The 13,090-nt window shown below is 36.2% G+C and carries 13 protein-coding genes; 10 read left to right on the forward strand and 3 right to left on the reverse strand.

The genetic code is table 11. From position 1 onward, the window contains the following. Positions 1-990: 990 nt before the first annotated feature. The 4 genes from ABES02_RS26965 (at position 991) to ABES02_RS26980 (ending at position 4,646) form a co-directional block, all read left to right on the forward strand. Positions 991-1,458, forward strand: a complete 468-nt coding sequence (locus ABES02_RS26965; RefSeq protein WP_430140851.1) for a UPF0158 family protein — start codon at positions 991-993, stop codon at positions 1,456-1,458. A gap of 225 nt (positions 1,459-1,683) precedes the next feature. Continuing rightward, complete coding sequence (locus ABES02_RS26970) at positions 1,684-2,526, forward strand: GNAT family N-acetyltransferase (RefSeq protein WP_430140853.1); 843 nt, start codon at positions 1,684-1,686, stop codon at positions 2,524-2,526. 384 nt (positions 2,527-2,910) lie between these two features. Next, positions 2,911-3,807 carry a DMT family transporter gene (locus tag ABES02_RS26975; protein WP_430140854.1) on the forward strand — a complete coding sequence of 299 codons (897 nt, stop codon included), beginning with the start codon at positions 2,911-2,913 and terminating at the stop codon, positions 3,805-3,807. A 167-nt stretch (positions 3,808-3,974) separates the two neighbouring features. After that, the gene (locus ABES02_RS26980; RefSeq protein ID WP_430140855.1) at positions 3,975-4,646 is read left to right on the forward strand and encodes an O-methyltransferase; all 672 of its coding nucleotides are present in this window, start codon (positions 3,975-3,977) and stop codon (positions 4,644-4,646) included. Between the two features lie 603 nt (positions 4,647-5,249). Here ABES02_RS26980 and ABES02_RS26985 read toward each other — a convergent pair. After that, complete coding sequence (locus ABES02_RS26985) at positions 5,250-5,768, reverse strand: YcxB family protein (protein WP_430140856.1); 519 nt, start codon at positions 5,766-5,768, stop codon at positions 5,250-5,252. Positions 5,769-5,861: 93 nt separating this feature from the next. On the opposite strand from ABES02_RS26985, the gene ABES02_RS26990 reads away from it, so the two are divergent. Then, on the forward strand, positions 5,862-6,293 hold the full coding sequence (locus ABES02_RS26990) for a hypothetical protein (protein ID WP_430140857.1): 432 nt from the start codon (positions 5,862-5,864) through the stop codon (positions 6,291-6,293). A gap of 200 nt (positions 6,294-6,493) precedes the next feature. After that, on the forward strand, positions 6,494-6,865 hold the full coding sequence (locus ABES02_RS26995) for a CBO0543 family protein (protein WP_430140858.1): 372 nt from the start codon (positions 6,494-6,496) through the stop codon (positions 6,863-6,865). Positions 6,866-7,385: 520 nt separating this feature from the next. Here the strand turns inward: ABES02_RS26995 and ABES02_RS27000 are convergent. Continuing rightward, the gene (locus tag ABES02_RS27000; RefSeq protein ID WP_430140859.1) at positions 7,386-7,883 is read right to left on the reverse strand and encodes an AAA family ATPase; all 498 of its coding nucleotides are present in this window, start codon (positions 7,881-7,883) and stop codon (positions 7,386-7,388) included. A 461-nt stretch (positions 7,884-8,344) separates the two neighbouring features. On the opposite strand from ABES02_RS27000, the gene ABES02_RS27005 reads away from it, so the two are divergent. Together ABES02_RS27005 and ABES02_RS27010 are read left to right on the forward strand one after the other, a co-directional pair. Next, a complete protein-coding gene (locus ABES02_RS27005) occupies positions 8,345-8,497 on the forward strand; it encodes a hypothetical protein (RefSeq protein ID WP_430140860.1) in 153 nt (50 codons plus the stop codon). Positions 8,498-8,774: 277 nt separating this feature from the next. Further along, positions 8,775-9,308 (forward strand): DUF5683 domain-containing protein, encoded by a 534-nt coding sequence (locus ABES02_RS27010; RefSeq protein WP_430140862.1) that lies wholly within the window; start codon positions 8,775-8,777, stop codon positions 9,306-9,308. Positions 9,309-9,475: 167 nt separating this feature from the next. On the opposite strand, the gene ABES02_RS27015 is transcribed toward ABES02_RS27010, so the two are convergent. Further along, complete coding sequence (locus ABES02_RS27015) at positions 9,476-9,670, reverse strand: Spo0E family sporulation regulatory protein-aspartic acid phosphatase (protein ID WP_430140863.1); 195 nt, start codon at positions 9,668-9,670, stop codon at positions 9,476-9,478. A 190-nt stretch (positions 9,671-9,860) separates the two neighbouring features. On the opposite strand from ABES02_RS27015, the gene ABES02_RS27020 reads away from it, so the two are divergent. Next, positions 9,861-11,921: a hybrid sensor histidine kinase/response regulator gene (locus tag ABES02_RS27020; protein WP_430140864.1), complete on the forward strand. Its 2,061-nt coding sequence runs from the start codon at positions 9,861-9,863 to the stop codon at positions 11,919-11,921. Positions 11,922-12,193: 272 nt separating this feature from the next. Further along, on the forward strand, positions 12,194-12,919 hold the full coding sequence (locus tag ABES02_RS27025; protein ID WP_430140865.1) for a LytR/AlgR family response regulator transcription factor: 726 nt from the start codon (positions 12,194-12,196) through the stop codon (positions 12,917-12,919). Positions 12,920-13,090: the final 171 nt, after the last annotated feature.

The raw sequence follows: 13,090 nt of genomic DNA on the forward strand, positions 1-13,090 counted from the left end.
AGAAAAGGGTAAGCTGACGAACTTCTGAATGTACGGGTCTACAAGCACAATACATAGAAATGTGTATATCACCACAGTGTGAGGTTAGCAGTGGATGAGTAAAAATAACTTATATGAAAGTCCATGATATGTTACAGGCATATGAACGGCTAACAGGCTTACAGGAAGCACCTAAGTTCATCCTATAATAGATATAATTCAACATTGTAAGCTGATAACGTGGAGGGCTTACTTCTGACGAAGCGTTGAAAAGGAAAGCGATAATGAAATTAGTTGCCGTATAACTTTTCTTTATATCAGTGAAAGTAGTGGCACAGTACCGTTGAAATGTCTAATCAACATGGAGGGATAGCCACAAGACTATTAAAGATTCGTTTAATCATGCAAGGCAATTCTTTATCGGTTAATAAGGTTCTCGTATGACTAAAAGAGGTTCACCTCCCACGGGAGGCACCGACTTATTGAAACGGAAGAAATGAAACACATTGAGTATCACAATACTGAACAGTGTTATGGTTAAATCGCATTGGTATAGTTGGAACGCCGTATGCGGTGAAAGTCGCTTGTACGGTGTGGACGGGGGGAAAAGGGAGCGATAACTTCAAACCCTTACCTATCTGTATGAAGATCCAGCTGCCAATTTGGTGGCTTTTTGGTTATTGCACTAATGTATGCAGTTTAGTAGATGAAGAAAAACTGATAAAATGGCTCATTCAAATCTAAAAAGGTGTTGTTATATTTGGAACAAGTCAGAAAGTATAAAATTTCTTTATATCCAATAGTAGCTTTAATGTTTACTGGTGGAATTATGTTTTTCTCATTTTGTTTTATGCCATTCAATCGATTGGTTTTTTATTGAAAAGCCAAAGGAGTTGCACAAGAATTTAATGAGACTTGGGAAGAAAAAAGACATTAATACAATTTACTATGAAAAATTACTTATTAAGCTTATGAGTGCTTTATCAAAAAATAACAAAAGGTGATCTGATAATGAATATACAAGTCAAACTAACAGATATAATTGAGGAAATGGAAATGCAGTTTGAAGAGTCCCGTTCATTACTAAATATTAAAACGGGTGAAATAGTATTAGTAACAACGGATGACTTGAGAGCTGCTGAAGACGAAAAACCATTTGATCATTTACCTGAATGGGAACAAGAAAATAGAATGATTGCAATTGATGTGATTGACAACTTTGAAAATTATATAGAGTTACCTACTAAATATGAAGTGAATGAATATGAAATAATGGAAAACTTTTGCTTTACAGTAAGTGATCAACGGAAGCAAGAATCCTTATTAAGGGCAATTAAGGGAAAGGGTGCCTTTAAAAGGTTTAAGGACAAAATAATAGATTTTGAAATGGAAGAACAATGGTATTCATACCGTGACGAGTGTTTTAAACAAATTGCGATTGAATGGTGTCAGGAAAATAAAATAAACTTTATTGAATAGAAATGTCAGGGGGTGATTACAGAACTAAAGGGTAATCACCTTTTCTTATTAAACTAAAGGCAGGTTAGCGAGTATTCGTGAGAAAATTGTATAAAACTGAGGGAGTTTAATAAAGGATTCATAAATAAACTATTTAAAGTGAAGGATAATTTAGTTTTTCTTGAGTATTTATATTTTAGAAATACTTTTTAATCATTCAAGAACTACCCAAAGGGGCTGGTTTGTTTGATAAAACTTGTAAAGTATGATGATCTTAAATTATTTAAGAGAGATGTGATCTCTTTCTTAGAACAATTTGAAGCTGAAAACAATTTAGTATTAGGTGTTTTGCTATCTTTAAGTGAGAGTGATGAAAGTCCTCTTTTGATGGCAACGGTAATAAAAGACAAGGACATTGGGTTGGTTTTACTTCAAACACATCCTAGTCAAATAATTTTATCAAAATCTGTTTCTTTTACGTCAAAGGAAATACACGTTATAGGAGGTAAGTTGAGTAACACAATCCAAGAAATACCTGGCTTTATAGGTGAAAAGAAATTAACTACTGATTTAGCTATGTATATTTCGAACTTAAAAGGGATACAAACAAGTGTCTTAATGGACCAAAAAATTTATAAACTAGAAAAGTTGAGAAAAAAAACAAATACAAATGGAATGCTTCGGAGAATTATTGAAAAGGATCATCACACAATTAAAGAATGGGTATATCAGTTTTGTTATGAAACTAACCAACCTATAAGTTTAGAAGAAGCAGATAAAAAAGCTGAATTAATGATTAATAAAGGAAATTTCGTTGCGTGGGTAGTGAACGGAGAATTGGTTTCTATGGCTTATGCTACGCGTCCAACCCAAAATAATATTACAATCAGCTATGTTTACACACCGATTAGCGAAAGAAAAAAGGGATATGCTTCTGATTGTGTTTCAGCTTTCACTCAATCTTTATTAGATCGAGGTTATAAAACAACAAGTTTATACACTGATCTTAGTAATCCTACTTCAAATAAAATTTATATTCAAATTGGATATGAAGCGATAATGGATTCAATCGTTATCCTTTTTAAATAGAAATATGGGAAAATCGAAATTGTGTCCTACTTCGATTTAGCTTGAAACCCCATGTTATTGCTAGTTCAATTAACTAAATAGATTGTGAAGAATTGTACTTAAAGTAACGGGTACAAGAGTTGAAGAACAGGCTGCCAATATGGTGGTTTTTTCTTTTTGACCTAACCGGGGAAGTTAATTAAAGATGAGCATAAAATAAAATATTATCTATGATAAAATCAAAATAGCAAAAGATGAGTTCATTTTTGAAATATTAATTGAATATAAGCACCTGAGTTGAGTAGTCATCTAATGCCTGTATGCCACAGGAGTCAACTCATCTTTTGTGTATAGTACTAGAGATAACTTACAAAATAGTGTAAAGAAAATAACGAGGAAATAGCGATGAAAACACAACTACGAGCGGATTTAATGCTGCTAATGATTACATTTTTTTGGGGCGCATCTATTTTACTGACAAAAATGGGTCTCGAAGATTTACAAGGATATAATTTAATCTCATTACGATTTACGCTTGCCTTTCTTTTATCAGGGATCGTATTTTACAAGCACTTATTAAAGACTGATTTTAAAACAGTAAAATATGCTTTCCTATTAGCTTCTATTTTGTTTATCGTTTATGTTTTTGCGACTTTCGGTACAAAGTATACATCCGTTTCTAATGCTGGTTTCTTATTTAGTCTGACGGTCATTTTTATTCCAGTAATATCGTTTCTATTTTTAAAACAAATGCCTGAAAAAAAAGTTGTTTTGGGAATTGTTTTATCCATAGTGGGAATAGGTCTATTAACATTACATAACCAATTAAAAATCGGCTATGGCGATTTATTTTGTATTCTTTGTGCTTTATTTTATGCCATTCATATCATGGTGACCGGAAAAATAGCTAAGCAGGTCAATTCCATTTCTCTTGGCGTCTTACAGCTCGGTTTCGTTGGCTTATTTAGCATGATTTTCTCGATCTTTATGGAAAAACCCAAACTCCCCGACAATTATGAATCATGGTTTTCCATCTTAGCATTAAGTATATTTTGTACAGCGATCGCTTTCATTGTGCAAATCATTGCCCAGCAACATACTAGTCCAACCCATACAGGTCTTATTTTTTCATTAGAACCTGTTTTTTCAGCCATTTTTGCTTTCTTTTTCACAGGTGAAACTCTTACAACTAAAGGATATTTAGGTGCAACACTCTTATTAATAAGTGTACTAGTTGCTGAACTTGATTTTAAGAGCTTCTTAAAACTAGATTATAAAAAGAATATAGAAAAACGCCTATAGTCTACTATAGGCATTTCAGATTTTGGACAAATAATGAATAATCCGCGGATAAAAATGAAAATTCGCCGATAAACCATTGAAATAAATTTAAAGGAATCATAATTAGTAAGCCTTCATAAATTTAGTGAATAGCCAGGAACTAGAATATGAATATGGGGAGAGATAGTATGAGTAAATCAGAAATATGGAAAAATGTAGACTTTTATTTTAATGATAAACTTCACACGTCTGATCCTATTATGAATTCAATATTGAAGGCAAATTCAGAAGCACATTTACCTGCTATTGATGTTGCTCCAAACCAAGGGAAGTTCCTTTACCTACTTGCAAAGCTTAAAAATGCAAAAAATATCTTAGAAATTGGGACTCTTGGAGGCTATAGCAGCGTTTGGCTTGGAAGGGCTTTGCCAGAGGACGGCCACCTCATCACACTTGAATTTGATAAAAAACATGCAAAAGTAGCAAAAGAAAATATTAAAATGGCAGGATTAGAGAATAAAATTGAAGTGATTGTAGGTCCTGCACTTGAAACATTGCCAACTCTTAAAGAAAAAGGAGTTCATTTCTTTGATTTCATCTTTATTGATGCCGATAAGCCCAACAACCCACACTATTTAAAATGGGCATTGGAGTATTCAAGGCCAGGAACGGTCATCATTGTGGATAATGTTGTTCGTAACGGAGAGGTAACCGATGAGAAAAGTGAAGATTTAAGTGTTCTGGGAGTTCGCCAGTTTACTGATTTGTTATCTGCGGAACCTCGGATTGAATCGACAGCCATTCAAACTGTAGGCTTAAAAGGATATGATGGGTTTGTAATAGGGGTTGTAAAAGAGTAGATGTAATCCATTTATCTGAAATAATGAAAAGAAAGTGCCGCCCAAGGCTCTTTTCTCTTTTCTCTGCAAAAGCCATGAGAACCGTCCCTATGGATTCTAAGCCAAAAAAAAAATACCGATTATCGGTGCGTAATCTTTTACACATGAGGCAGCTAATTACGCTCTAACCATGAATCTGCCCTTTTAATAGAGAAATTAACGAAACTCGCAGCTTTAAGCTTCTTAATCGTTTTTATTTCTGTGATTGTTTATGCTACATTTCAATAATTTTTAAATAACCTTAATCATTTGTTAATAGTTTGTTCATAATTAGGGGGTATGATAGGTTTATGAAGAGAAATGCTTAATCAACTCTCTCTTTGACCCCCTTATAAAAATATTTGTTGCGCATCCGGCCTAGTGCCGGATATTTTTTTTGTAAAAAAACTTAAGGGCAAATAAGGGTGCAAAACGTAGTCATAATAACTAGGCGAATAAACATCTCAATCATGATGACGCCCCCTTTGGGTTTTATACTGTCATTTTACCCATCTATCATTAAATCTACATAAAGCAATTGTAAATTTAATGTCAATTTAATATTACATCTTGCCTGGATACACGTCATCCACTAGAATTTACCTTCCCGACTAGAAAACGCCGAACTTCCGCCACATCCTTTAATTCCCTCTTAGGAAGAATATAAGCACTAACTCCGCTGTTATAGAGATAGATGTTATCATCATCCTCTTTCATCTCAAATATCCCACTCCAGTTAACTTTTGTTTCTCCATTAGAAGTAGAATCCACAATTCCTTCATCTGTCAGCTTCATCACATGGTCGCCGAGCAACCCCTCATTCCTACCTTCTTTCATCATCCTCTTCGACATCTTGGTTATATGACGGTAAAAATACCTCGGATAAAACATGATCCATAGAATCGCGACAATAGCATAAACAATAAACGCCTCCATGACCGACAAATCGCCAAATTTGGAAAACAGATAAGCTGCAATAATAAATACAACTGGCAATAAAAATCGCTGAATATTCAAGGCGCGCATCGCGGTTTTGGAATTTTTAACGTGAAACAAATTGAAGTGTAAGTAATCCTCTTCGGTTAAATGGTATTGAATCTCCATGAAAATCTCTCCTCTGTATGCAACCTGTCCATTCGAAATCTAGCGGCTGCCATATATTGATAGTATCACAAAAAGAAGGGGGGAAATATCCATATGTCGAGCGATAAAAAAGATAAAAATAAGCAAGAAGAAGACTCACACGAACATAAATGCGACGGCTGCCACATTAATATCAACATCCATTACACCTTCAATATCGGCAACAAAGAATTTCATGTTGAACAGCGTGCAGAAGGCGGCGGCCAGATTAATAAGAATGTTGGGACGAATGCCAACCAAGGAGGACAAAATGCGATTGATCACAGTGCCTCCTCCAATGATCATTCCAATTTCGCCGATGGCAATGGCAGAAGCGGCATTGCCGGAAATGATAACGATGAAGCGGGCGGACAGCAAGGGATAAAGGTGAGAGACAGCGTCGTGAAAAAGAGCATCATTGCCTCTGGTTCTGAGCACAACGAAAGCGGGGACGTGCAGCCGGACGAAGCGGATGAAATGGAAGCAATGGATGAAGAAAATGAATAAAGTCTGAAATATCGTGGGTGAAATAAGAGGGAGGCTAGCTCGTGGATGACGAGTTGGCCTTTTTGCTAGATAAATATAGTGGTATTTGGGTTGTGTCCGCATGAAAGCTCTAGGCTGGCTTTTTCCTACTTTTGTGAAAATCGAATAAGAGTTGTTTGTTTGGAAAAAATAGTAATAAAAATGGTTATCAGGAGTTCATCATGCATGCACTACTTACGTTAGGCCTCGTCAGTTTTACGGCTTGGAAAGGCATTTGGCGACACTGGCAAAAATATAGCCTTACTTGTTTCTATGCGATCACCTGTAATTTGCTATACATTGTATTGTGCCGGGATCATTTGCTATGGAAATATCGAGCGGATTTCTTGCCAAAATCAACTTTCATCGTTGAATTATATTATACCTTTATCAATCTTCCCGCGGTTACTCTGCTCTATTTAAGCCATTACCCATTCACCAAGCCTTATTCGAAGCAACTAAAATATATTCTTGCCTGGGTCGGTGCCTTAATGGTGGAGTATCCATTTGTGAAATGGAACAGACTTCTACTCATAAACGGCTATAAATACTGAATGGAATTGATTTTTTACCTATTAATGTTCGGCCTTATTCGCCTTCATTACAGACGCCCCTTGCTGACATACGGAATTTCCTTCGTCATCATTGTTTTTCTGGTTCACTATTTTCATGTCCCAATTAAATAAAAGTAAAACAAGAAGAAAGGTCTATCTATTATGACAGTGGATGTTTTAGTTTTGATCGTGATGTGGGTCAGCGGAATTCTCTCATTTTTTTTATTTACGCCAAAAAATCGGAGAAGAAGATTTATATTTGCCTTTCTTATTTGTCAATCATTGGCGTGGATCGATGCATTACTGCTTGTGAATCTCAAAGGAGATGTAGAAAAATGTGCTGTTAGGGGACAGTGCATTTTTTTTGCACTGGTTCAATAGGGCCAATTTTCTTTATGCTATTTTTACAATTATTCTCACAAGGCATTGAAACTTTTCTTACTCACATTTTATTTTATATCAAATAGAGCACCTCCCAGAACAAAAGGTACTCTATACACACGAATCATTGAACTCCTTGTTATTCTTTTCCGCTAAACTCTAAAATATTTAAACTCTCAGATGCCGCTGGTGCTTCAAAAAATTTAGTAACATGAATAAAGACCGCTTCCGTGTCAAAAGCTGCTCTTTCGGGTTGTTCGTTACGCCTTTGTGCAATTTGACGTAAGCATTGCTCGTTATTTAGATTAAGGAAAATTAGTTGATGGCTTGCATTGACCTCTGACACCATATCCAAAAACCACTTTCGCAGTTTTTGAGTGTTAGCTGGAAAATCCATCACTACATTTGTACCGACACTTAATATGTTTTGGACATGCTTTTTCACCAACGGCTTGAGCTGCGCTGAGAATTTTAGATAGTCCTCAAATGATGCAATCTGATTGGGATAAAGAGATGAAAGCCATTCATCCTCAGACAACAGTACCGCATGTTTATCTATCGCCAATTGTTTTGATTTAGTTGATTTTCCAGCGCCCATTTTTCCGCAGAAAAAGTATAGCGTCCCCAATTGTTTCATATTTTCTAACCCCCCCGCGCGGTTTTGCCATAACCCTTGATTATGATTCTTTTTCTCTTTTGTATAAGTGGCTATAGATTCTATTTAAGTCAGTCATATTTATATTCAAGAAAAGAAAATTATATGATGGCATTGTATACTCCTTACAAAATACATGTACATAAATAAATTATACTTATTTTCCCAACGAAAAAGAAGAAATTAGTCTCCTATCATATGTAAATGGGTGATAGTAAAAGCCAGGCAACAAGCCTCGCTAAGAGATTACCCTAACTCAGGTAATGATCTTTTATGAGGTGTGAAAAATGACAGCCAGCACTACGATGGTGTAGAATTAATTCAGACATTCGACAATATTCATATATTTTCCACAAAAATCAACTGGAAATATATTTACATGGAAAGGTTGTTCTAGTAAAATATGTAACTAGCATACATAGTTAAAAGGAGGACCGTCGAAATTGGAACAGGAAGTAAATAAGAGCTCGAATATTGCTGATTTTCAAGAAATCGTGAAAAGGGCATATGAAAAAGGCGTCAATGAGCATGAAATGACTCTGGAAAAACTAATTGAAGACATTAAAGCGGATCTGAAAAATTTGATGATCGTATAAATATAGATAAGAGTAAGAGTAGGAGTCTGTCGGTGTAATATCGGCAGGCTTTTTTTAATGGTTAAATGGGGAGATCAGAGATAAAAATCCGTGTTTCTTCTATTATAATAATGCAAACGATTACAAGTGAATGATTTAATTATTTGGTACTATAGGAATTACTGCCTAAGTAGTAGAGAAATGATATGACAAATTAACTGAAAAACGTAAAAAAGGAGGAATTTGGGAATTAATTGTAGAAATTATATTTATATTATTTCCGAAGGGGAGGATTGCTGTGAGGCAAAGTCGACAATACAAATCTCCAAATGCCGCCATGATGTGGTCATTAGTTCTGCCAGGGCTCGGTCAATTATACAATAAGGATTATCTTATTGGGTTTGCCTTGATCGGATTGGAGTTTGTCGTGAATTTGAATTCAAACTTAAACCTTTCCCTCATCAGTACCTTTATCGGAGATATCCATTCTGCCCATCATATAATAAATTATAGTTGGGGGCTTTTTTATCCATCCATATATGGTTTCGCCATCTGGCAGGCATTCAATTCGGCAAAGGCTAATAATGATAAAATGGCAGGAAAAGAAGCGGAAAGGAGAACGTATTTCTCCGGATTCTTTATCGGGCTGGTCATCGGAATGGATTTCGGGCTTTTCTGGCATGATTCTGGTTTTATCATTCACCATCAAGCGACTCGATTTTTGGACTATCCTGTTTTTAATGGAATTGTTTTTGGTTTGATCCTGGGCTTTCTTGGGTCTATTATGGAAAATAAGGTGTATCGAAAAAGCAAAGCGGCCAACTATGGTTGAACGATTTCTACTAAAAGAACTTCTAATCATACATAATCTAGCTGTTGAAGGAGACTTCAGCAGCTTTTTGATGTTAGTGAAACTTCTACTCGTTAAGAATTGCTGTGTATCGGTACAAACTAAAAAGACATCAGGCATACCTGATGTCACAGATTGTTAAAGTGGTGTCATTCCTCGAAGTATAGATTAGTTCCTGCTCGCTCGTCAGTGCTTTTATTTTGTAGAGCTTGTTCTAATAGGACTAATAATGTATCTAATTGCTTTCTGCATTCAATGGTTTCCTCGGATGTCATTCCAAACTGATCGGCTAATTCTTGCAATTTGAGTCGTGTTTCTTCTATCATTAATAGCAAATAAGTCATAGGAACTCCTTAAAAAATAGTTATGTAATTAAATCGTAACATAAAATTCATACTATTGATTTACCCCATCCGCAAAATGGCCCTTTATCGGTTTAACATGCGGAATGAATGGTGTGAAAAGGAGCAACTATCATCTTTGGTTTGGGGGATAGTAAGTATATGGAAATGTTTGTGAAGGGGGATATCGAAGGTGGGGCATTTTGCTTTGACGATTATCCTATTATTGATGATTGCCTTAATGGCTGCATGCTATAAAATCTACAAAATGAAAGCTCTGTTAGCTTCATACAGATCGGGTATTGATATTTCAGAGTTAAAAAGAACAAAAGAGATAGTAGAAAATAGTGAAAAACGATATAAGAATATCCTTAGTGTAATGCCGGAGGGTGTTATTCTTTATGGGGCGGATCACAAGAAAATCGCCTTGAACGAAAATGCCTATAAAATGTTTAATTTGGATAGCGAGACATTTCATGAAAAGCTGAACATTTTGGAACCAAACTTTCCTTTCGTAGATTCGAAAGGAAATCCATTAGCACTAGAAGATTATCCAGTCGCGATTACCTTTAAAACAGGAGAAACGATAATAGGCAGAGTCATTGGCATTAAAGGCACAGGAAAAACAAGATGGATATCTATAAATACAAAGCTTCTTGAGCCAATGGATGCTGCAGACGTCCCCCAGGTATTAGTGACGATGACGGATATCACGGAGCAAAAAGAAACCGAGATCAAACTAAGGGAATCGAATGCGTTGTTGAGAACGATCATAGATAGTATCCCAATTGGAATCATTGTAATTAATACTGACCGCAAGATTGTTACCTTAAATCAACCATGTCATGAGCTATTTAGGGTTGAAGAGCCAATCAAGAGCTTAATCGGCCAATCTGCTGATAAATACTATCATCCATTTTATAAATATATTGAGGAAGAAAGGGAGAAAGTGAACCGTATTTTAGCCAATAATAGGCCTGTGGTGGATGAAGTCGAAATGCTGAATAACCAATTGATTCAGAGAAGCTATTTTCCGTTTTATATCGATGAAGAACTAAAGGGGCATTTATGGGTCTTTGAAGATATTACGGAGCGGAAAGCGATGGAGAGAGGAATACTAAGGGCAAAAGAGGATGCGGTAAAAGCGAATATGGCTAAGTCAGTATTTTTAGCGAATATGAGTCATGAACTGCGGACGCCCCTGAATGCGATTCTTGGCTTTTCACAATTGCTGGAGATCCAGGAAACGCTTAATGAGAAGGAGAGTATCTTCGTCAGAGAAATTTTAAAGGGCGGAAGGCATCTGCTGAACTTAATTAATGAAGTATTAGACCTTTCGAGAATTGAATCGGGAATATTAAAACTATCGGTAGAAAGCATAAAAATAGCTAGTGTGATCGATGAGTGTATCAATTTAGTAAGACCAGCTGCTGACCGCAAAGGGATTACGATCACAAAAAAAGTCGAAACTGAAAATGAATATGTTTGTGCTGATCAAGTGAGGCTCAGGCAGATTCTGTTGAACCTGTTAGACAATGCGATTAAGTATAATCGTGAAAATGGCGAAATCATCATCAGCAGTGTAAACGAGGGTGAGTTTCTAACGATCCATGTCCGTGATACAGGACTAGGAATTCCGCCTGAGGCTCAAGAGGAAATTTTTGAACCCTTTTACCGCCTTGAAAATCCATCCATCGAAGGGACGGGGATTGGCCTTTCCCTCGTTAAACAGCTTACCATCTTAATGGGGGGGAAGCTTGGAGTAGAGAGCCAGATAGGAGTGGGCAGTGATTTCTGGATTAGACTACCAAGGGTTCAAACAAATGAAGCTGACCACCCCGTGGCGCTTGAAAAAAATGAAATGCCCATCTCTGAACACAAAGAGTATAAAATTCTCTATATAGAAGATCAGCTATCCAACCAGCTATTAGTAGCTGAGATCCTTAAAAACGTACAAGGAATGAAATTACTTACGGCAAGAACGGGAATGGAAGGTCTTCGGGCAGCTGCGAATCAAAAAATAGATTTAATCTTATTGGATCTGCATCTTCCTGATATGAATGGAGAGGAAGTATTTGAAAAACTAAAATCCAACCCGCAATGCACAGGTATTCCTGTTATCGCGCTGAGCGCAAATGCGATGAAGGAGGACATTGATCGTATCATTAAGATGGGCTTTAAGGAATATATCACTAAGCCATTCGACGTTCCCACATTTATAAAGGTGATCGTAAAAAATTGCGTTAAGCACTAACGGCTCTGTATAAATGTTACGGATGTTAGAAATTCTGTGATTTTTTGTCGTAAAAAGTCCTTTTGGCGACACAGATGGTCCCCTCGAATAGCTAACGTGCCTTTTAATGACCCTATCATGTTCTTTGTCGAATGGACACATAGGAAGGGAAACGATAAAGTAGGAAGGTAAAATTAGTAGATCGTATGAAAAAATGGTTTCTTAACCGTTCGTATCGAATCCCGATGAACGGTTTAAAATAAAATGTGACTTCGTAAAAAGGGATGGGCTAAATGGGAGAAATTAAAGTAGTAATTGCGGATGATGACTTTTCTTCTAAAACCCTTCTTTCCTATTTTATTGAATTATTATCAGAATATAAGGTAGTCGGCGAGGCTTCAAATGGCAAAGAACTCATCGAAGTCGTCATGAAGGAAAAGCCTGAGATCGTGTTAGTGGATATATATATGCCGTTACTAAATGGGGTAGAGGCAGCAAAAATTTGCAAAGAAATGCTTCCTTCCCTTCAAGTGATCTTCACAACGGGTTCAGATAAATTTGCTGTCGAGGCTTTTAATATTTCAGCGATTGATTATGTTGTGAAACCAATTGAAAAGGGCCGCTTATTTATTGCATTGGAAAAAGCGAAAAAAGCGCTCCAATTATATACAAGAACAGAAACGAAGTCTGTTATCAAAAATAAACTGGCAATCAAATCGAATCAAGCAACCCTTTACATTACAATAAAAGATATTCTTTATATAGAAAAAGAAGGAAGGAAATCGATTCTCCATACGAAAGAGGACCGCTATGAATCCTTTGAGTCACTGCAGGAATTAGAGGACAAACTACCAGACTTTTTCTTTAAGACACATCGTTCCTACTTGGTGAATTTACGGGAAATCATCAAGATTAAACCGTTTGGAGAAACCTATATAGCTGAATTTACTGTTCCTGAAAAGCTCGCGTATATTTCGAAGTTAAAGATACAAGAGGTGCATCGATTAATGGGAATCTAAGATGGGCTTATAATCTGCTGGGATTTCCTTTTTAGGAGGAGATCCTCTTTTTTTTATTGCTAGTAATCTTTTACTTCTAGAAAGAGTTCCTCGCTGAGACATCATTCTTACAATATGGTGAAAAAAAAAAAGCGAATCATTTTGATTCGCTTCAGACTGTCGACAAATTCG

Source organism: Neobacillus pocheonensis (assembly GCF_050477905.1).
GTDB lineage: Bacteria > Bacillota > Bacilli > Bacillales > Cytobacillaceae > Neobacillus > Neobacillus pocheonensis_A.

Coding starts and splice junctions, on each gene's coding strand:
- ABES02_RS26990 (WP_430140857.1), top strand. CDS start 5,862: ATGTCGAGCGATAAAAAAGATAAAAATAAGCAAGAAGAAGACTCACAC.
- ABES02_RS26965 (WP_430140851.1), top strand. CDS start 991: ATGAATATACAAGTCAAACTAACAGATATAATTGAGGAAATGGAAATG.
- ABES02_RS27015 (WP_430140863.1), bottom strand. CDS start 9,670: ATGACTTATTTGCTATTAATGATAGAAGAAACACGACTCAAATTGCAA.
- ABES02_RS26975 (WP_430140854.1), top strand. CDS start 2,911: ATGAAAACACAACTACGAGCGGATTTAATGCTGCTAATGATTACATTT.
- ABES02_RS26980 (WP_430140855.1), top strand. CDS start 3,975: ATGAGTAAATCAGAAATATGGAAAAATGTAGACTTTTATTTTAATGAT.
- ABES02_RS27000 (WP_430140859.1), bottom strand. CDS start 7,883: ATGAAACAATTGGGGACGCTATACTTTTTCTGCGGAAAAATGGGCGCT.
- ABES02_RS26995 (WP_430140858.1), top strand. CDS start 6,494: ATGCATGCACTACTTACGTTAGGCCTCGTCAGTTTTACGGCTTGGAAA.
- ABES02_RS27025 (WP_430140865.1), top strand. CDS start 12,194: ATGGGAGAAATTAAAGTAGTAATTGCGGATGATGACTTTTCTTCTAAA.
- ABES02_RS26985 (WP_430140856.1), bottom strand. CDS start 5,768: ATGGAGATTCAATACCATTTAACCGAAGAGGATTACTTACACTTCAAT.